We start from the raw sequence: 17,703 nt of genomic DNA on the forward strand, positions 1-17,703 counted from the left end.
GAACTCCGTTATTGCTCCATTTGTCTTGCAAGGAAGCCAGCTGCTGTTTCCACTGCCTTTTGTTCAACTTCTCCTAAGGATCCTTCTTTCGCGAAGATGATCACTGCTCCTATTGGATCCCCGTTTGCGATGATCGGACCGATTGTATACGCAGAAATCGCCTCTTCGTTCCCTTCTACAAGCTCGAAGGTAGATTGCTGGTTCACAAGCGAAGGAGTACGGTCTTCCATTGTCTTCTCAACATGTTCACTAATGCTTTTATTCAAGTAGTCTTTCTTGGAACCACCAGCCACTGTGATATAAGTATCTCGGTCGCAAATTAATACCGGATTGCCAAGACTGTCATACAGCGCTTCTGCATACTCCTTCGCAAAATCTCCCAATTCGCTGATGGGAGAATATTTCTTAAGAATTACTTCCCCATCGCGATCTACGAAAATTTCCAGTGGATCTCCTTCACGAATTCGAAGGGTTCTTCTAATTTCTTTAGGAATAACGACACGACCTAAATCATCGATTCGACGAACAATACCAGTTGCTTTCATCCAATGTTGCCTCACTTTCATCTGATGATTATTTTTTTGGTAACGATAATGGCTTATTTAATCATCCTTACCAAGATTTGAACTTAGTATCTTTCATATGGAAAGTTCTATACACTTCTGATTGTGAATTTCTTTGAAGTGATAAAGGTGCCAAAAACGGATAAACCTTCCAGTCGATTTTTGCGTACACCAGAAATTTACCCTTGTCTATCTTTATTGAAACACTTTCTTGTTTTACATTTATATTACAAAATTTTTCCACACGTCATGATCCTGTCTGTTCCTGTTCTTTTTGGGAGTCATGAAGTCCTTGAACCATCTTGAAAGTAATCTCAAACCAATGATGATCCTTCAGTAATTTTGTATGGATGACTATCTTCAACTTATCCCCATCCATTCCAAGACCTACTGCATTCCTGTACTGGCTGCTCAGCCTGAACACCTTCTGCCCGTCAATCAGGGTGCTGCCATCCTCAGTTAAAAGAATCGTCACAACATCCTTTCCCTGTTTGATGGATTCCACCCCTGCAGTAATTGCATATACTTTAAGCTCTGCCACCTTGAAAAGAGTTTCAACCTCCTGAGGATAATCCCCGAACCGATCGGTGATTTCTTCTTTCAGTTCATCAATATCTTTCAAAGTCTCGATCGCACGAAAACGCTTATACATCTCAATTTTAAGATGACCATCAGAAATAAAAGTTTCCGGGATATAGGCATCAAGCTCCAGATCGATTTCAATAGATGGTTTGCGGATTTGTTCTTTTTCAGGCTTGCGTTCTTCGATAGCTTCCTTGAGCATTTGCGAATACAAGTCAAAACCGACTGAATCAATGAAACCATGCTGCTGGGCACCAAGCAGATTCCCGGCCCCTCGAATGGACAGGTCGCGCATCGCGATTTTAAACCCGGAGCCTAGTTCGGTGAACTCTTTGATCGTCTGCAAGCGTTTTTCCGCCACTTCTGTAAGTATCTTGTCTTTTCGGTACGTAAAGTAGGCATAGGCCACCCTGTTGGAGCGGCCAACCCTTCCACGCAGCTGGTAAAGCTGGGAAAGTCCCATTCGATCTGCGTCATGAACGATTAAGGTGTTTACGTTCGGTATATCCACACCTGTCTCAATAATCGTCGTGCTGACGAGGACATCGTACTCTCCCTCAAGGAAACCAAGCATTACCGATTCAAGCTCATTTTCATTCATCCGGCCGTGAGCATACGTAACGCGTGCATCCGGAACCAACATCGAAATTTCTTCGGCTTTGCGTTCAATGTCCTCGACCCAGTTATATAGAAAGTATACTTGTCCATCCCTCGCCAGTTCGCGTTCGATTGCTTCACGAACAAGTTCCCCATTGTATTCCATGACATAGGTCTGGACCGGGAAACGGTTTTCTGGCGGCGTTTCAATGACGGACAGGTCTCTAACACCAAGCATCGACATATGGAGGGTTCTCGGGATCGGAGTTGCCGTCAAAGTCAAGACGTCGACGTTTGTTTTCAGCTGCTTAATCTTCTCTTTATGGGAAACCCCGAACCGCTGTTCTTCATCAATGATCAGCAATCCGAGATCACGATAAGTGATTTCTTTTGATAAAAGCCTGTGCGTCCCGACGACAATATCAATACTACCAGCTTTCAAGCCCTTAATTGTCTCCGTTTGCTGCTTGCGTGTCCGAAATCTGCTCATCACGCCGATAGTGATCGGGAAGTCTTGAAACCGTTCGCGAAGCGTTTCATAATGCTGCTGCGCAAGGATCGTCGTCGGCACAAGGAATGCCACCTGCTTGCCTTCCGCAATCGCTTTGAATGCCGCCCTGATGGCCACCTCTGTTTTCCCGTAGCCAACATCCCCACATAACAGGCGATCCATCGGACGTTCCCGCTCCATATCCCGCTTGATTTCTTGGATGGAACGGAGTTGATCCTCTGTTTCCTGATAAGGAAACGATATTTCGAAATCCCGCTGCATCTCGCCGTCCGGTGAATACGCATGGCCGACACTTGCCTCCCGCTCTGCATATAGCTTGATTAGATCATCCGCAATATCCTGAACAGAGGATTGCACCTTGCTCTTAACACGTTTCCAATCGCTTCCGCCGAGCTTATAGATCTTCGGCTCTTTCCCCTCAGAGCCTACATACTTCTGAACAAGGTCTATTTGCTCGACAGGTACATACAGCTTATCTGTCCCATGATAGCGAATATGGAGATAATCCTTATGGACGCCATTGATGACCAGCGTTTCAATGCCAAGGTATTTCCCGATTCCATGATTGACATGGACGACATAATCACCAATTTTCAGCTCCGAATAACTTTTGATTCGCTCGGCATTCGAAAGCTTCTGCCGTCTTGCTGGTTTCTTTGTTTTCTTATTGAAAAGCTCCTCTTCCGTGATCAGGGCAATCTTCTGAATTGGAAATTCAAAGCCTGTATTCAAACTTCCCTGAGTAATTTGCACCTTGCCCGGAAGCAATTCCTGCTTGCTCCCCACTTTTGCTGCATGAATCTCATAATCTTCGAGGACGCGCTCGAGCTTCTTCACCCTGTCGGCATCCGAGCCAAGGAAAATGACTGCATAATTTCCTTTGCGCCAGCGATCCACTTCGCCTTTCAGCACATTCATTTGTCCATGAAAATTCTGCATCGGTTTGCAGGAAATATTGATAATGTTTTGCGGGCTTGTGTTTGGTACATGCCGTAAAAATAAAGATAAATAGACAATTGGCTTTTGCGTTTTACTCATCAAGTCAGGAAGATGATGGGAAATTTTCAAATCATGGATAATTTGCCCTTCGCCAAGGAGGCTAGTATACCACTCCGCCTCCTCCTTGCTGAGTGATTCATTCATCTCCTGGACCCTGCTGATTTCATCTATAAACAGGAAACCATTCGCCGGCAAGTAATCTAGTAAACTCCTAGGTTTTTCATAAGCAATCGATAAGTATTTGAATAGTTGATCCGGCTTTTGGCCATTGCGGAGCTGTTCCAGTTCATAGCCGACATTCTGCAACATCAGCGTTTTCACTTTGTCATCTTTAAGTTTTTGCAGGCTTTTTGCCAGACCATCCTCAAGGCCCGAAACTAGCCGATCCAGATGCTCCTGCTCCACTAGATTTTCCGTCGCTGGCCCGATTTCGACAGCCTTCATTTTTTCTTTCGAACGCTGATCCTCGAGCGAGAACGTTCTGATTGAATCTACTTCCGTGTCAAACAGCTCCATCCTGATCGGGTCCGAGGATGTAAGCGGATAAATATCAATGATTCCGCCTCGAACACTAAATTCGCCCGGCGCTGATACCATTTCCGCCCTAACATAACCCATGCTGACAAAGCGGTTCCATAACGATTCGAGTTCTACTTCATCCCCAAGCTTGAATGATAACTGAAATCTTGACCAAAGCTCCCTCGGCGGCAATATCTTTCTCAAACCCGCCATCGGAACAATCACTATCCCTGTTTTCTTTTTGCTCCAGTGATTTAACACTTCGATCCGCTGCGCCTTTAGCTCGGGGCTGGAAATACTGATCTCAGCAGCAATCAACTCATTAGCTGGATAAAGATACACGTCCTTTTCGCCTACTAAATTCACCAGGTCATCATATAGCTTTTGAGCTTGCAATAAATTATGTGTCACAATCAGGACTGGACGCTTTGTCTGTTCGTAAATCGCCGCTAAAAAGACAGTCCTTGCCGAACCGGACAGACCTGCAACGAGCTGTTCTTTAAGCCCTGCATCCATTCCGGAAATGACAGATTGGACATCATCCTGTTGACTAAAAAGAGCTTTAAGCCCTTGCATCCAAACCTCTCCCTCTCTTGTTAAAAATCTTACTCTAATAACTGTACTATTGATCAGAGCCATTGCCTTTTTAGACTTGAAAAAGGGTAAACAGAAAAATGCTTTGGATGATAGAATCCAAAGCTTGTCAGTGAATTAGGTAGTCATGCTGATGGAAGTCCGGATTACGTTCCAGTGCTTCCTGACAGTCTTCACAGATCGATTGTATATGAATGTCACCGTCTCCTGAGTAAGACACCATCTCCTGACGTTCTTCCTCTGTCAGCTTGTGCAACCCTAAGCTTTCACTGTAGACAGACAATCTGTCCAAAGAACCGATATTCGTGCCGCAATGACGGCAATGATAATGTATAGCCATGCCCGTCCCTCCCGAGTTAAGTCATTATACATTATTGACCTATTAGCAGGAACTTATGCACTTAGACTAGTGTATGATTCTATTTTAACATTATATTACTGAATTAGAAGATCGCCATAGATTTTTGCACCATTTCACTGGTTAAACGTATTCATTACTTCCAAAAAGGGTTTCTTGATCCATAATTCACAAGCATCTGCTGATTTCAGCACAGCTTCCTTCATCAGCTCCTTCTCCTCCTCGGAAAAACGTCCAAGTACCCAATCGGTGATCGCCATTCCGTTCGTCGGACGGCTAATGCCTACCCTGATCCTTTTAAATTCCTGTGTTCCTGTATGGGCGATGGTAGACTTAATTCCGTTATGGCCTCCTGCACTTCCCTTTGGACGCAATCGAATCCTGCCTGCTGGCATATCCAAGTCATCATAAATTAACAGGAGCTCCTCGATATCGATTGAATAATAATCGATCATCGCCCTAATGGACTCACCCGACAAATTCATATAGGTTAACGGCTTCAGAAGAATGACCTTTTCTCCGCCGACAAATCCTTTTCCATATAACCCTTTATGTTTTGCCTGATCTAACGGTATATTCCAGCGTTTGGATAATTCATCAATGACTTCGAAGCCGATATTATGCCTTGTTTGCTCGTATTGTCTTCCTGGATTCCCAAGCCCCACGAATAACCTCATTTTCCACACTCCTAACCAAAAGGCTTATGATTTTCAGCTTGCCCCTTCGGTGGGAATTGCCAGAAAAACCATCCCTTTTTCTGTAGATGAAAATCGCAAAAGACGTAACCATTTGAAGGCTACGTCTATTGCTACTCTTATTCTTTGCTTGCTGCCGTTTCTCTTCCTTCTTCCTTATCAGGCTTTCCCGGTTCTTGTTGTTCACCGGAGTTGATTTCTTCCTCTACCTTAGGAGGAAGGATGGAAACGACTACCGTACTTTCCTCATCGTCTACTTCATAATTACCTGATTTAATATCAGCGAGTGTCAGGTTTTCGCCGACCTTCAAGTTCGAGACATCGACATCAATCGATTCCGGTATATTTTCCGGTGAAGACGTAATATTCACCTCATGGAGCGGCTGCTGAATGACCCCACCATCCTTCACACCTGCCGCCTCGCCGACCAGGTTGATTCTGACGCTTGCATGAACCTTAGAACTCTTGTCGACAACAAGGAAATCAGCATGGAGTATTTCATTTTTAATAGGATCTCCCTGATAATCCGTCAGCATAACGCGATGCTGTCTGTCGCCAAAATCAAGGGAAATAACACCATTTCTCCCGTTTTCCCGAATCGTCTTGACAAATTCTATGCTGTCCACGGAAATCGACTGGCTATCCGTATTCCTTCCGTACAATACGGCTGGAATATGGCCCTCCGCTCGTAATTTCCTTAAGGCCGATTGTTGACCATTTTTGCGTTCATTTGCTTTCAATATTGCAGTCATAATTCTTGTCCCCTTTCTTTTTTATAAGTACTTGTCTCTATAAAAAATGCCCGAAAAAAGAAGGGTCTAAACGTTTTCCTTAGAAAACGCAAGAATAGAAAACCTTTACCCCTTTCATACATCAATCAAACAAGGTGCTGACCGATTGATCTTCATGGACGCGGATAATCGCTTCCCCGATCAGCGGAGCAACTGACAGCTGGAGGATCTTTTCAATGCGTTTTTCTTCAGCAAGCGCAATTGAATTTGTCACAACCAGTTCTTTAATCTTCGAGTTTTCGATTCGCTCCATTGCAGGACCCGACAACACAGGGTGCGTACAGCAAGCGTACACTTCTTGTGCGCCATTTTCAACTAATGCGTTTGCCGCCAATGTAATCGTTCCAGCAGTATCAATAATATCGTCAATCAAAATCGCAATCTTGCCCTCAATATTCCCAACAATATTCATGACTTCGGCGACATTTGGCTTTGGACGGCGCTTATCGATAATCGCGATTGGCGCTTTCAGTCTTTCAGCCATCTTCCTTGCGCGAGTAACTCCACCGTGGTCAGGAGATACAACGACAACGTCTCCGTTCAATTCTTTGCTTTTGAAATGGTCCGCAAGAATTGGCACACCCATCAGGTGATCGATAGGAATATCGAAGAAGCCCTGAATTTGCGGAGCATGAAGATCAAGGGTAATCACGCGGGTGGCACCTGCAGTCTCTAGCAGGTTCGCTACAAGCTTCGCCGTGATTGGCTCACGAGCTCGCGCTTTCCGGTCTTGCCGCGCATAGCCATAATAAGGCATTACAATATTGATCGTTTTTGCTGACGCACGCTTTAACGCATCGATCATGATTAGCAATTCCATGATGTTCTCATTTACCGGTGAGCTGGTAGACTGGATAACATATACATCACAGCCGCGGATGCTCTCCTCGATATTGATCTGGATCTCTCCGTCGCTGAATTGGGATACAGAACATTTTCCGAGTTCGACCCCGATAACCTTGGCAATTTCCTCGGCTAATTCTATATTGGAGTTAAGTGAAAAGACTTTCAAATTTGGATCAAGATATTGGTTTGACATTTGGGACCTCCAAGGACTCTTATTTCTTTTTTTTGTTCATTTTCCCTACATAATTTTCTTTGTTAATTTGGCTGGCACGGGCAATCGCCAGCGCTTCACCGGGAACATCTGTCGTGATTGTTGAACCTGCCGCAACATATGCACCTTTGCCAATTGTCACCGGTGCGACTAGATTTGCATTACAGCCAATGAATACGCCATCCTCAATCTTGGTCAGGAACTTGTTTTTGCCGTCATAATTCACAGTGATCGAACCGCAGCCGATGTTCACATCCGCACCAACTTCTGCATCGCCAATATAGCTGAGGTGGGAAGCCTTGCTTCTTTTGCCAAATACCGCTTTTTTAACCTCTACAAAATTGCCGATTTTCACTTCATCGTCGATATTTGAGTCTGGCCTGATATGCGCAAAAGGCCCAATTGCAACTTCAGAACCGATGCTGCTGTCAAACGCCGCTGATTGGCGGATTACTGTATTGTTTCCAACCTTGCAATTACTAATTTCCGAATTAGGCCCAATCCGGCATTCGAAACCGATGCTAGTGTTGCCGGAAAGTGTCGTTCCTGGGAAAATAACGGAGTCCTGTCCAATTGTAACATCTGGTCCGATATATGTATGATCAGGGTCAATGATGGACACTCCATTGCGCATATGAAATTCATTGATTTGCTTTTTCATCGTGCGCTCTGCCTCGGCAAGGGCGACGCGATCATTTACCCCTAGCGTTTCCGCGAAGTTATTCGTAACATATGCTGATACAGTTTCACCCTGGTTTTTCAAAATTTCGATGACATCGGGAAGATAGTATTCTCCCTGAACATTATCATTCGACACATTTCGGATTGCTTCGAATAGCATCTTGTTGTCGAAGCAATAAGTACCAGTGTTGATTTCATTGATTGCTCTTTCGTGCTCATTCGCATCCTTATGCTCGACAATTTTCTCGACAAAGCCATCTTCATTTCGGATGATACGACCGTAGCCAGCAGGATCGTCTGCTCTTGCGGTCAAAATGGTCGCCTTTGCGCTTGTTTCTTCATGGTGCTTGAAAAGGGCTTCCATTGTTTCTCGCTTGATCAGCGGTGTATCGCCGCAGACAACAATGGTGATCCCTTCCTTATCAGCAAGCAGTTCTCTAGCTTGCAAAACAGCATGAGCTGTACCCAACTGTTCTGCCTGCAGGGCATACTGGCTATCCTCGCCTAGCTGCTCCTTCACCTTTTCGGCACCATGACCGATAATGGTAATGATTTCGTTTATATCAAGACTTTTCACCTGGTCGATAACATGCTGTACCATTGGCTTGCCGCATACAGGGTGAAGCACCTTATACAATTTGGACTTCATTCTTGTTCCCTGACCGGCTGCTAAAATGATTGCATAACGATTAGACATTAGCAGGCCTCCAATTTACCTTTTTATCCATTACGAATATATCTTAAATAGCCGGTCATTTCAAGAATAGATGAACAAGTACAATTATTTGTCATTTTAGCGGGTAAACGATTTACTGGAGGAGACGGAGAAAAACAGGTTTAACGGGGAGGAATCGGGGTAAATAAAAAGAGCCTTACTTATGCAGCAGGCTCTTGGTGTTATAAACGTTTATATTCTAGGAAGCACCGGCTTCTTCGAATTCAATTTCCAATTCACCTAATCTGTGGTATTCTGCCAACACAGCGTCCTGAATCTTTCCGCGTGTACCCGAGTTGATCGGATGCGCAATATCACGGAACTCGCCATCAGGAGTGCGCTTACTTGGCATTGCTACAAACAGGCCGTTGTTTCCATCAATCACCCTGATATCATGGACAACAAACTCGTTGTCAAGCGTGATGGAAGCGATCGCTCTCATCCGTCCATCTGTATTAACGCGGCGTAATCTTACGTCAGTTACTTCCAATCTGTTCACCACCTTTACAAATAGATAAAATTCTAGTTAACTAATTCCACGTTAAAATCAAAACTCCTTCTTTATTTAAAAAACTTTTTTGGAAAAATGGCTAAATTGTGAACTTTTTCATCGAGTAAGCCCTTACAATTTTGTTTCTCTTTTAAAATAGTGTTTATTTGGCTATTGACAAGTTGATAAAGCCGCACTTTTCCGTCTGTTCTCAAACGAGGAAAAACGCTCGTTACTTAACGAGCGCTACTACTTCGATTTCCACTAGGGCGTCTTTTGGCAATCTTACTACTTCGACTGTGGAACGAGCTGGTTTATGGTTTTTGAAATACTCCGCATATACCTCGTTCAGTTGAGCAAATTCATCCATATTCTTGATGAATACTGTTGCTTTTACGACTGTTTCAAGCGAAGCTCCTGCAGCCTCCAGTACAGCCTGGAGATTTTGGAAAACCTGGTGAGTTTGCGCCTGGATATCGCCTTCGACCATTATGCCGTCAGGGGTTAACGGAATTTGTCCTGAGCTGTAGAAGAGATTGTTTACTGCTACTCCCTGAGAGTATGGTCCGATTGCTGCCGGTGCATTTGAAGTTTGTACAATTTTCATATTGTCACCTCATTATTTTTTTATTAACCAATTATTCTTTATAGGAAAAGTAATTTCCTTCACTAACAGTGATTTTTCTTTCTTTTACATCTACGTCGGAAAGTCGAACGAGGGAAAGATACTCATCCACAAGTCTTTCTTCGATGTTTTCCGATTCCACTAAAACAGCAATTCCCGCCAATTCTGCATTAAATTCCTCCAGCATGTTAATCATACCGTTAACGGTACCGCCCGCTTTCATAAAGTCATCTACAATTAGTACCTTAGAGCCTTCTGCAAGGCTACGCTTCGATAATACCATTGTCTGGATCCTTTTGGACGACCCGGAAACATAATTGATGCTGACAGTAGAACCTTCTGTTACTTTACTATCCCTTCTGACGATGACAACCGGGACATTCAATTGATTTGCAACTGCATATGCGATCGGGATTCCCTTCGTTGCCACCGTCATGACCGCTTCAATGTTTTTGCGAGCAAAAGCGGATGCCAGCAGCCGTCCGACCTCTTGTACAATAGCGGGATTGCCAATGATATCGTTCATGAACAGATACCCGCCTGGAAGCAGTCTGTCAGGAGTGGCCATGATGATACAAAGTTCCTCAATGACGGCTCTTGCCTTTTTCTCACTTACTTGAACGTAAAATTTCACTCCTCCAGCAGCACCAGGCACAGTCTGAAGGATCCCAATTCCCCGTTGTTCAAATGTTTCTTTGATGATTCCGAGATCTTCGCTGATCGAGGACTTCGCTGAACCATACTTCTCCGCAAAATAGGTTAACGGCACCAATTGACGGGGATACTCCAGTAAATAGGCCGTCATATCAATCAAACGCTCGCTGCGTCGAAATTTCATACCAGAACCTCCAAAATCCGAATGTTTAAGGTTAATATATCATTATTATACGGATTTAATCAAGGGTATGACGTTCCCCAAGCATCCTAACCGCAAAAACCTGGTCACAAAAGCCTCGTAATCCGTTATAAATTCGATGCATGCGCGAATCGTGAGCCACCAGACTGAATACAGTTGGGCCGCTTCCGCTCATCAACACCGCATCTGCACCGAAACGCTTCATCTGATCTTTGATTTGTGCGACCTCAGGGTATAGGGAAAGCGTCACCTTCTCCAGTACATTGCCGACATTATTGCAAACGCCTTTAAAATCTCCGTCTTCAATCGCTGAGATCATTTGCTTTGTAGGCGGATGCACAATATTTTCCAGATTCAGCCGGCGATACACATCAGCTGTTGATACACCAATAAAGGGCTTTGCCAAAACAACCCAGCATGTCGGTGGTGCCGGCAGCGCTTTAATGATTTCCCCTCGGCCAGTGGCAAGTGCTGTTCCTCCATACACACAGAAAGAAACATCTGAACCAATTTCTGCGCCAAGCACCGCCAGCTCGTCCAATGATAGGCCAAGCTTCCACAGCTTGTTCAGTCCCCTTAAGGTCGCCGCTGCATCACTGCTGCCACCAGCAAGACCAGCAGCAATCGGAATCGTTTTTTCAATTCCGATCTCGACACCTTTTTTCACCTGGAATTTCTTTTTTAACAGGAAGGCTGCCTGATAGGCAAGATTCCGCTGGTCATCCGGAACAAATCGATTATGGGACTGGATCACGATCCTGTCTTCCTCTAACAAACTAAGTTCAATGCGGTCAGCCAAGTCAATCGTCGTCATTACCATTTCGACCTCATGGTAACCGTCCGGACGTTTATGCAAAACATCAAGTGACAAATTGATTTTTGCTGGCGCCTTCACTAAAATCTTCACTTCTTCCACCTACTTTTACCTAAATCCACATTTTGTCCTATTTTATCACAAAAAGCGCAGAAAAGCGGCAAACGCCCTGTTCTCCTTCACAAGCGCTAAACTGCTTGCTATGAGGTCGATTGCCCTACTAACCAGACACTCTGAACGAATAGAAACACATTCCTCTATATTATCATTTGCTCATTAGAGAATACAGTCCTATTACAAAGGAGCTCATTCGCGGAATAAAATGCAAAAAGCCGGAGCAAAAGCCTCCGGCACCGTGATGGGTTTAAAATGATATTTGCACTGTCAGGAATAGTGATTCGGTAGTTTTCAAAGAATGTCGATCACAATCAGCGATTCTGGTTCGCAAGCTGCTGTTCAGCCAGCTCAATTGCCCGTTTGACCATATTGCCTGCGTCCCTGGCCCTGATTCCGCCCCATCCTTCCTTCTGGACGACGTCATAAAAGCCGAGCTCCTTTGCAAGCTCTTCCTTCAGCCTGTCAGACATAACCCCTCTTCTTCTGCCCAATACTACCATCTCCTTTTGTCCATCACGGCATTGTTAGTATTTTTGAGAATAGCAATTTTCATGTGCCCCTTATTTATCCATTGCCTTGTGAAAATGGACAAAATAAAAAGCAGTTAACCCGAAAGTTCACTGCCTGTACTGCATTTGAGCATACATTAGCTCAAAGCTATTGATCCAGTTGTATCTTCAAAGAAGGTAATTTCCACCGTTTCAGTTAAAACATCTGCGTAGCTGTACGAAACACGTTCAAAAGCATTTTCATCCTGATCAAGCTCGATGACGAAAACGGAAGGATAGGTTTCCGCTAATACACCAGAGCGTTCGATCGTTTTCCTGCGCCCGCCGTTGGCCTTTAGCATCAGTCTTTTCCCCAAGTTTGAATCAAGTGCTTTTTTGATATCCGATAATGTTTTTGGCATTCGGTCCACCTCACTGTGTAAAGTATAACACGCTGACATCATTTAGTCAAATAAAAACATAAATTATAACAGTAATTAAATTTAAAAGTCAATAGATTTTTTTCTTGTTTTTCTTCTAAAATCCAACAATAATAAAGTATCCTTTCTTGCAGGAAAATATGTACCAAAAATTCAAAAACGTCGGACGATAAGCAAATCAGTCCGACGCGCTCCTTTTATATGGCATCCCTGTCCTTAATACTCCCTTTGTTTCAATACCGCCAAGTCCTTTGTCCCCCGTTAAGGTATTTCGCAGCACATCCCAGACATTGATCCGTTCCATGAATGGGGTAAAGCTGATTTTTGCCACGATATAAACCGGGTCAAGAGCATGGATATTGACTCTGGAGGGGGAACTGGCAAAATTGGCTCCAGCATGGATCAGCGATTCGAAATGCGACTGGCATGCACCGGCAAAGATGACGAGCTGGTCCCGGTGAGGGATTTTCTTTCGTGCCTCTCTTACCGTCTGGACAAAATGCTTCGAGTGGCGGTATGCATTGAGATCATCCACCGAGCCTTTTGCCTTTGAATAAGCATCATGTCCGGTGATGACCAGGATATCTGGCCGATAATAATCAATCAGCATTCCGACTTTATCCGGCATTTCTTTTTCGCTGCAATGGAAACCGGAAACCGGAACTCCGACCTTCTCATATAATGTCAGACACTTCTTTAAATAATTGGGATCTCCATCAACATGAAGAACCTTTCCTGGCATCTGAAAGTAGTTATAGGACTTGCTATACCCCTCGGAAACCTCATACTCTTTTTTTTGCTGCAATAAATCAACATCCTGCCGAAATAGCTTATACGATTGTTCCTCCAAGGAGCGGAATTCCTCGGTCAGCCTCATTCGCATCCCCGGATCAATTTTGACCAGATCATCATAGGGCGCATCCGCGATCAACCGAAAATCCTCCCCATATAAGATCACATTATTTTCTCTGATATCGATTACCCGGAACATAATATCGCATTGATGCGAAACCCTGCCGACGATATCCATGAGGTTAATATCCATCATCCTCACTCCAATTGCCCCGCACACAGGCTGCGCTAAGTGGTTTTCTTTCATAAACTATGCAAACACCTATAGACCTGTGCTTTTTGCGCTTCGGAGTTCTGCTGATTTATTCCTTAGATTTTAGATATATTCCCTTTAATCTAGATATATTCCTGACCTGCAACGTTTTATTCTTGAAAAAATGGATACAGTGCATTGCTCAATTGTGCGAATTCTGCAATCGACAGCGTTTCTCCCCGGCGCGATTCTTCCACTCCAGCTTGCTGAAGCGCTGCTTGTATCTTGTCTTTCTTCTGTTTTCCATCCGGAAGCTGACTTGTCAGGTTATTTAGGATCGTCTTTCTGCGCTGAGCAAAACTGGACCGGGTGACGAAGAAGAAAAAAGCTTCATCCTTTACTTTTACAGGAGGCTCCTCATGCAATGTCAACCGGACAACCGCCGAGTCAACGTTTGGCTGCGGCATGAACACTGTTTTCGGTACAATCATCACCGTCTCCGCCTTCGTGTAATACTGGACAGCAATCGAAAGCGAGCCGTATTCTTTCGTGCCCGGCTTGGCCGAGATTCTGTCTCCTACTTCTTTTTGCATCATACAGACAATTCCCCTGATCGGCAGCTTTTCCTCAAGCAGCTTCATTAGGATTGGCGTTGTAACATAATAAGGAAGATTGGCGACTACCATGATATCTTTGTCCAGGTCCAATTCCTGTTCGATAACCGCTCGGACATCTGCTTTCAACACATCATGATGGATGATTTTCACATTGGGGTAAGGAGACAATGTATCCTCCAGGATTGGTAGCAGCCGCTGGTCGATTTCAAAAGCGATCACCTTTTCTGCCCTTTTAGCCAGCTGCTCGGTCAATGCGCCTATTCCAGGGCCAATTTCAATTGCTCCGCTGCTAGCTGTTAATTCCGCATGGTCGACTATCCGGTTTAGGATATTCGTATCGATCAGGAAGTTCTGTCCAAGGCTCTTTTTAAAAGAAAAGCCGTATTTATCAAGTATTTCCTTCGTTCTTACAGGGGTTGCAATATCCTTACGCATGTTATTGTTCCTCCTTGAGGATCTCAGCAAGAGCGTCTGCGAAATCCTGTCTTCTCACCTGAAACATCATCAGGCGCTTGTGCAGCTGCTTGCCGTTTGTATACCCGATCTTCAGCAGCCTGCCAAGCTTCTCCCGCCTTTGCTTTGATCCAGGTCCGCCGATCAAGCCGGCAACAATCAAATCTTCCTTGGTAATTTCCTCGACAGCCTCCTCATCCATCACCTGTGCATCCTTAAGAGCTTCGCGAATCACCTGTGGCAATGCATGTTCAACCCCTAGACCTCGCCCTGATTTCGGCTTAGCCATTTCCTTTGGAATGAATGCATGCTTGCAGCCGGAAATCTGCTCTGAAATCGTTTTGCGGATTTTTTCACCAGGATAGTCAGGATCGGTGAAAATGATGACTCCCCTTTTTTCGTGGGCATTCCGGATTCGTTCAATTGTTTCTGCATTAATAGCAGAGCCATTTGTTTCAATTGTATCTGCGTCGACGGCACGCCGAATCGCCGTTGTATCATCCTTGCCCTCGACTACGATGATTTCTTTTAATCTCATATTTCCTCCGTTACGATATTGCTTTCTTAGATTTTTAAAAAAAGAAAAAATTTCTTTGAAATAAATGAAACATTTTTGAAATATAATCGTCTATATAAGGGTAAATGCTTTTCTTATTATACCTTAAACATGGATGGAAAAAACAAAAATGCAGAGGTAGGTTCCCCTGCATTCGGCCATTACTTTAGAATTTTGATTTTGATTGTCTTTCGTCCCCAACGGTAAGCATCTGATAGGGAAGCAAAGAAGACATCGATTTTGTTTCCCTTAATCGCTGATCCCTTGTCGGCAGCGATGGCATAGCCATAGCCTTCAACATATACCTTTGACCCTAAAGGAATGACCCTTGGATCTACAGCAATGACTTTTACATTTGGGTTTGCCTTAAGATTGATTCCCGTAGCCGTGTAGCCGGAACAGCCATTGCAGTTTGCAGTATAGGCTGTAGAGGAAACATAGAATTCCCTCGCAGACGATTCACTTGAACCGCGGGAAACTTGAGCAGTGATAACCTTTGTTCCCATAGCCACAATCTTATCTTGTTTTTCTTTCACTTTCTTTTCGGTGATCAGTTTTCTTGATACTTCCTTGCCGTTTTCCAGGACGACTTCATATTCCTTGGTGAGCAAACCTTCCTGGCCTTCTGACACGACTTTTTGTTTCCCTTTTTCCAGTTGGCTGTCGTTCTTGGTAATGACAGCATAGCTAATTGGTTCTTCCACTACATCGGTGACTTTTTCAACTCGAATGACATTAATCACGGCATCTTTTGTGACTGTTTGCTTTAATGCAGGCTCAACACGGTCCATTTTGTTCAGTGTGATTCCTTGCTGTGATAAAAAGTCAGCGACCGTAGTCGAAGTCGACCATACATCTTGCTCTTTTCCGCCTACGACAACCTTAAGCGGGAAAGCTCTTTGAATGGCAATCTTCGCATCTTGCTTTATCTTAGCGTCTGGGTTTGGGCTTAACTTGTCGTGCTCCTTGATAACGATACTTTGTTCTTTCAGGAAATCCGCGACTGTATCGGCTGCTGTCCAATACTTCTTTGTCTCCTGATCCTGTATTACTTCTACCTGTTTTGCCGGCTTCCACACAACCGAAAGGTTATTCTTTACCTCGGTATGCGCCGCCAGCGATAAGTAATCCTCTGAGCGTAGTGAAATATTGAGATCATTAAATAGATCCTCGATCGTATTAGCATGTGTTTTAATGACTCGTTCTTCGCCATCCAATGTCAATGCGACTGTCTTTTTGGTCCCTTCATACAGGAAGATCCCAATTGCAGCAGCAAAAACTAGGAAACTAGCAGAAAATAACACTAGCCTCTTCTTACTCAAAGTCTTGGAAAACAGGTTTTTCATACTATTAATCACGATGAAAAACGCCTCCTCTTCTCGGAGTGATTATAAAGATGTTGTTGCCGACTTGTCAACCCAGACACTCCTGCCCAAACGTAGTCCCTATTATGCAAGATATACCATAAAAAGAAAAGCAAGAGTTATCGACACGGTTATCCTATGACGAGGGTGAGACATGTAGAACTTTTTAGAAACAGAAAAGTTTTGGACAACCTTGCTGTTTAATCGACAGCATTCTCTATCACTTTATGCCGAATAATTTTTTTGCATTTTCCGCCGTTTCACCCGCAACTTCCGCGAGTGTTAGCCCTTTTAATTCTGCAATTTGTTCGGCAACCAATTTTACATAGGCTGGTTCGTTACGTTTGCCGCGAAAAGGATGCGGCGTTAAGTAAGGGCAATCGGTTTCTATCAATAGACGCTCCATCGGGATCGCCTCTGCGACTTCCTTTGGTTTTTTCGCGTTTTTAAACGTTACTGGTCCCCCAAGTGAAATATAGAAGTTCATATCGATGCATTCCAGTGCCGTTTCTACGCTGCCGCTATAGCAATGCATGATTCCGCCAACTTCTTCGGCGTTCTCTTCTTTTAAAATCGTCATGATGTCGGCGGTTGCGTCACGATTATGTATGATGATCGGAAGCTTCACTTCTTTTGCCAGCCTGATTTGCTTGCGAAATACCTCTTTCTGGATATCCTTTGGTGACTTGTCCCAATGATAATCAAGTCCCATTTCCCCGAGAGCGACCACTTTAGGGTGGCTCGCAAGTTCTTTCAGCCAGGTCAGATGCTCCTCCGTCATATCAATTGCATCGACAGGATGCCATCCTACGCTAGCATAAAGAAAGTCATAGTTTTCAGCGAGCTCCATCGCTTTTTTAATGGTCCCCTCATCAAAACCGACAACGACCATATTGGTAACACCCTCAGCGAGCGCCCGGTCAATGACCTCCTGAAGATCTTCGTCATATTGTTCTGCGTTTAAGTGTACATGGGTATCAAAAAGCATGAGTTAACTCCTTTACTGGCTTGGACTTGGCATGCAGGTTTACACTAATCCATCTACCTGGAAAAGAGAATAGAAGCAATGCCACGTTCCGTTTATTTTGCTAAAGTTGTGTCGATATCATAACTTTTTTCTCATGCCCAAGTCAAATTTTTGATTCCGTTTACATTGTTTGCTGGCTATCTCTGTTA

18 protein-coding genes are annotated in these 17,703 nt (G+C 44.2%); all 18 read right to left on the reverse strand.

The genetic code is table 11. The features are described 5' to 3' along the window. Positions 1 to 8 precede the first annotated feature (8 nt). Positions 9 to 545, reverse strand: coding sequence for a stage V sporulation protein T (gene spoVT, locus J2S25_RS15215; RefSeq protein WP_044391090.1), 537 nt, complete (start codon positions 543 to 545; stop codon positions 9 to 11). A gap of 265 nt (positions 546 to 810) precedes the next feature. Next, positions 811 to 4,347: a transcription-repair coupling factor gene (mfd, locus tag J2S25_RS15220; protein WP_044391088.1), complete on the reverse strand. Its 3,537-nt coding sequence runs from the start codon at positions 4,345 to 4,347 to the stop codon at positions 811 to 813. A gap of 127 nt (positions 4,348 to 4,474) precedes the next feature. Continuing rightward, complete coding sequence (gene fin / locus J2S25_RS15225; protein ID WP_044391087.1) at positions 4,475 to 4,705, reverse strand: anti-sigma-F factor Fin; 231 nt, start codon at positions 4,703 to 4,705, stop codon at positions 4,475 to 4,477. Between the two features lie 134 nt (positions 4,706 to 4,839). Beyond that, entirely contained in the window at positions 4,840 to 5,400 is a 561-nt protein-coding gene (pth, locus tag J2S25_RS15230) for an aminoacyl-tRNA hydrolase (protein ID WP_044391085.1), read from the reverse strand. 137 nt (positions 5,401 to 5,537) lie between these two features. Further along, a complete protein-coding gene (locus J2S25_RS15235) occupies positions 5,538 to 6,170 on the reverse strand; it encodes a 50S ribosomal protein L25/general stress protein Ctc (protein WP_044391083.1) in 633 nt (210 codons plus the stop codon). 121 nt (positions 6,171 to 6,291) lie between these two features. Further along, entirely contained in the window at positions 6,292 to 7,248 is a 957-nt protein-coding gene (locus tag J2S25_RS15240) for a ribose-phosphate diphosphokinase (protein WP_044391081.1), read from the reverse strand. Positions 7,249 to 7,267: 19 nt separating this feature from the next. Next, the gene (glmU, locus tag J2S25_RS15245; protein ID WP_307192296.1) at positions 7,268 to 8,644 is read right to left on the reverse strand and encodes a bifunctional UDP-N-acetylglucosamine diphosphorylase/glucosamine-1-phosphate N-acetyltransferase GlmU; all 1,377 of its coding nucleotides are present in this window, start codon (positions 8,642 to 8,644) and stop codon (positions 7,268 to 7,270) included. Positions 8,645 to 8,861: 217 nt separating this feature from the next. After that, on the reverse strand, positions 8,862 to 9,152 hold the full coding sequence (gene spoVG, locus J2S25_RS15250; protein ID WP_044391077.1) for a septation regulator SpoVG: 291 nt from the start codon (positions 9,150 to 9,152) through the stop codon (positions 8,862 to 8,864). A gap of 232 nt (positions 9,153 to 9,384) precedes the next feature. Next, positions 9,385 to 9,759, reverse strand: coding sequence for a RidA family protein (locus tag J2S25_RS15255; protein WP_307192297.1), 375 nt, complete (start codon positions 9,757 to 9,759; stop codon positions 9,385 to 9,387). A 31-nt stretch (positions 9,760 to 9,790) separates the two neighbouring features. Beyond that, positions 9,791 to 10,615 carry a pur operon repressor gene (gene purR, locus J2S25_RS15260; RefSeq protein ID WP_307192298.1) on the reverse strand — a complete coding sequence of 275 codons (825 nt, stop codon included), beginning with the start codon at positions 10,613 to 10,615 and terminating at the stop codon, positions 9,791 to 9,793. Positions 10,616 to 10,670: 55 nt separating this feature from the next. Continuing rightward, positions 10,671 to 11,540, reverse strand: coding sequence for a 4-(cytidine 5'-diphospho)-2-C-methyl-D-erythritol kinase (gene ispE / locus J2S25_RS15265; protein WP_044391070.1), 870 nt, complete (start codon positions 11,538 to 11,540; stop codon positions 10,671 to 10,673). A 335-nt stretch (positions 11,541 to 11,875) separates the two neighbouring features. Continuing rightward, positions 11,876 to 12,055: a small, acid-soluble spore protein, alpha/beta type gene (locus J2S25_RS15270; protein WP_044391069.1), complete on the reverse strand. Its 180-nt coding sequence runs from the start codon at positions 12,053 to 12,055 to the stop codon at positions 11,876 to 11,878. A 155-nt stretch (positions 12,056 to 12,210) separates the two neighbouring features. Continuing rightward, the gene (gene veg, locus J2S25_RS15275; RefSeq protein ID WP_023613322.1) at positions 12,211 to 12,474 is read right to left on the reverse strand and encodes a biofilm formation stimulator Veg; all 264 of its coding nucleotides are present in this window, start codon (positions 12,472 to 12,474) and stop codon (positions 12,211 to 12,213) included. Between the two features lie 196 nt (positions 12,475 to 12,670). Then, positions 12,671 to 13,537 (reverse strand): sporulation peptidase YabG, encoded by an 867-nt coding sequence (yabG, locus tag J2S25_RS15280; protein ID WP_307192301.1) that lies wholly within the window; start codon positions 13,535 to 13,537, stop codon positions 12,671 to 12,673. Positions 13,538 to 13,707: 170 nt separating this feature from the next. Continuing rightward, positions 13,708 to 14,589, reverse strand: coding sequence for a 16S rRNA (adenine(1518)-N(6)/adenine(1519)-N(6))-dimethyltransferase RsmA (gene rsmA, locus J2S25_RS15285; protein WP_307192299.1), 882 nt, complete (start codon positions 14,587 to 14,589; stop codon positions 13,708 to 13,710). A gap of 1 nt (position 14,590) precedes the next feature. Next, positions 14,591 to 15,145 carry a ribonuclease M5 gene (rnmV, locus tag J2S25_RS15290; protein ID WP_044391066.1) on the reverse strand — a complete coding sequence of 185 codons (555 nt, stop codon included), beginning with the start codon at positions 15,143 to 15,145 and terminating at the stop codon, positions 14,591 to 14,593. A gap of 179 nt (positions 15,146 to 15,324) precedes the next feature. After that, the gene (locus J2S25_RS15295) at positions 15,325 to 16,509 is read right to left on the reverse strand and encodes a resuscitation-promoting factor (protein ID WP_307192302.1); all 1,185 of its coding nucleotides are present in this window, start codon (positions 16,507 to 16,509) and stop codon (positions 15,325 to 15,327) included. A gap of 238 nt (positions 16,510 to 16,747) precedes the next feature. Beyond that, positions 16,748 to 17,515: a TatD family hydrolase gene (locus J2S25_RS15300; RefSeq protein ID WP_044391064.1), complete on the reverse strand. Its 768-nt coding sequence runs from the start codon at positions 17,513 to 17,515 to the stop codon at positions 16,748 to 16,750. Between the last annotated feature and the right edge of the window lie 188 nt (positions 17,516 to 17,703).

Source organism: Mesobacillus stamsii (assembly GCF_030814065.1).
GTDB lineage: Bacteria > Bacillota > Bacilli > Bacillales > Cytobacillaceae > Mesobacillus > Mesobacillus stamsii.

Coding starts and splice junctions, on each gene's coding strand:
- J2S25_RS15240 (WP_044391081.1), bottom strand. CDS start 7,248: ATGTCAAACCAATATCTTGATCCAAATTTGAAAGTCTTTTCACTTAAC.
- glmU (WP_307192296.1), bottom strand. CDS start 8,644: ATGTCTAATCGTTATGCAATCATTTTAGCAGCCGGTCAGGGAACAAGA.
- J2S25_RS15295 (WP_307192302.1), bottom strand. CDS start 16,509: ATGAAAAACCTGTTTTCCAAGACTTTGAGTAAGAAGAGGCTAGTGTTA.
- veg (WP_023613322.1), bottom strand. CDS start 12,474: ATGCCAAAAACATTATCGGATATCAAAAAAGCACTTGATTCAAACTTG.
- rnmV (WP_044391066.1), bottom strand. CDS start 15,145: ATGAGATTAAAAGAAATCATCGTAGTCGAGGGCAAGGATGATACAACG.
- spoVT (WP_044391090.1), bottom strand. CDS start 545: ATGAAAGCAACTGGTATTGTTCGTCGAATCGATGATTTAGGTCGTGTC.
- yabG (WP_307192301.1), bottom strand. CDS start 13,537: ATGGATATTAACCTCATGGATATCGTCGGCAGGGTTTCGCATCAATGC.
- pth (WP_044391085.1), bottom strand. CDS start 5,400: ATGAGGTTATTCGTGGGGCTTGGGAATCCAGGAAGACAATACGAGCAA.
- fin (WP_044391087.1), bottom strand. CDS start 4,705: ATGGCTATACATTATCATTGCCGTCATTGCGGCACGAATATCGGTTCT.
- rsmA (WP_307192299.1), bottom strand. CDS start 14,589: ATGCGTAAGGATATTGCAACCCCTGTAAGAACGAAGGAAATACTTGAT.
- purR (WP_307192298.1), bottom strand. CDS start 10,615: ATGAAATTTCGACGCAGCGAGCGTTTGATTGATATGACGGCCTATTTA.
- J2S25_RS15255 (WP_307192297.1), bottom strand. CDS start 9,759: ATGAAAATTGTACAAACTTCAAATGCACCGGCAGCAATCGGACCATAC.
- mfd (WP_044391088.1), bottom strand. CDS start 4,347: ATGCAAGGGCTTAAAGCTCTTTTTAGTCAACAGGATGATGTCCAATCT.
- J2S25_RS15300 (WP_044391064.1), bottom strand. CDS start 17,515: ATGCTTTTTGATACCCATGTACACTTAAACGCAGAACAATATGACGAA.
- J2S25_RS15235 (WP_044391083.1), bottom strand. CDS start 6,170: ATGACTGCAATATTGAAAGCAAATGAACGCAAAAATGGTCAACAATCG.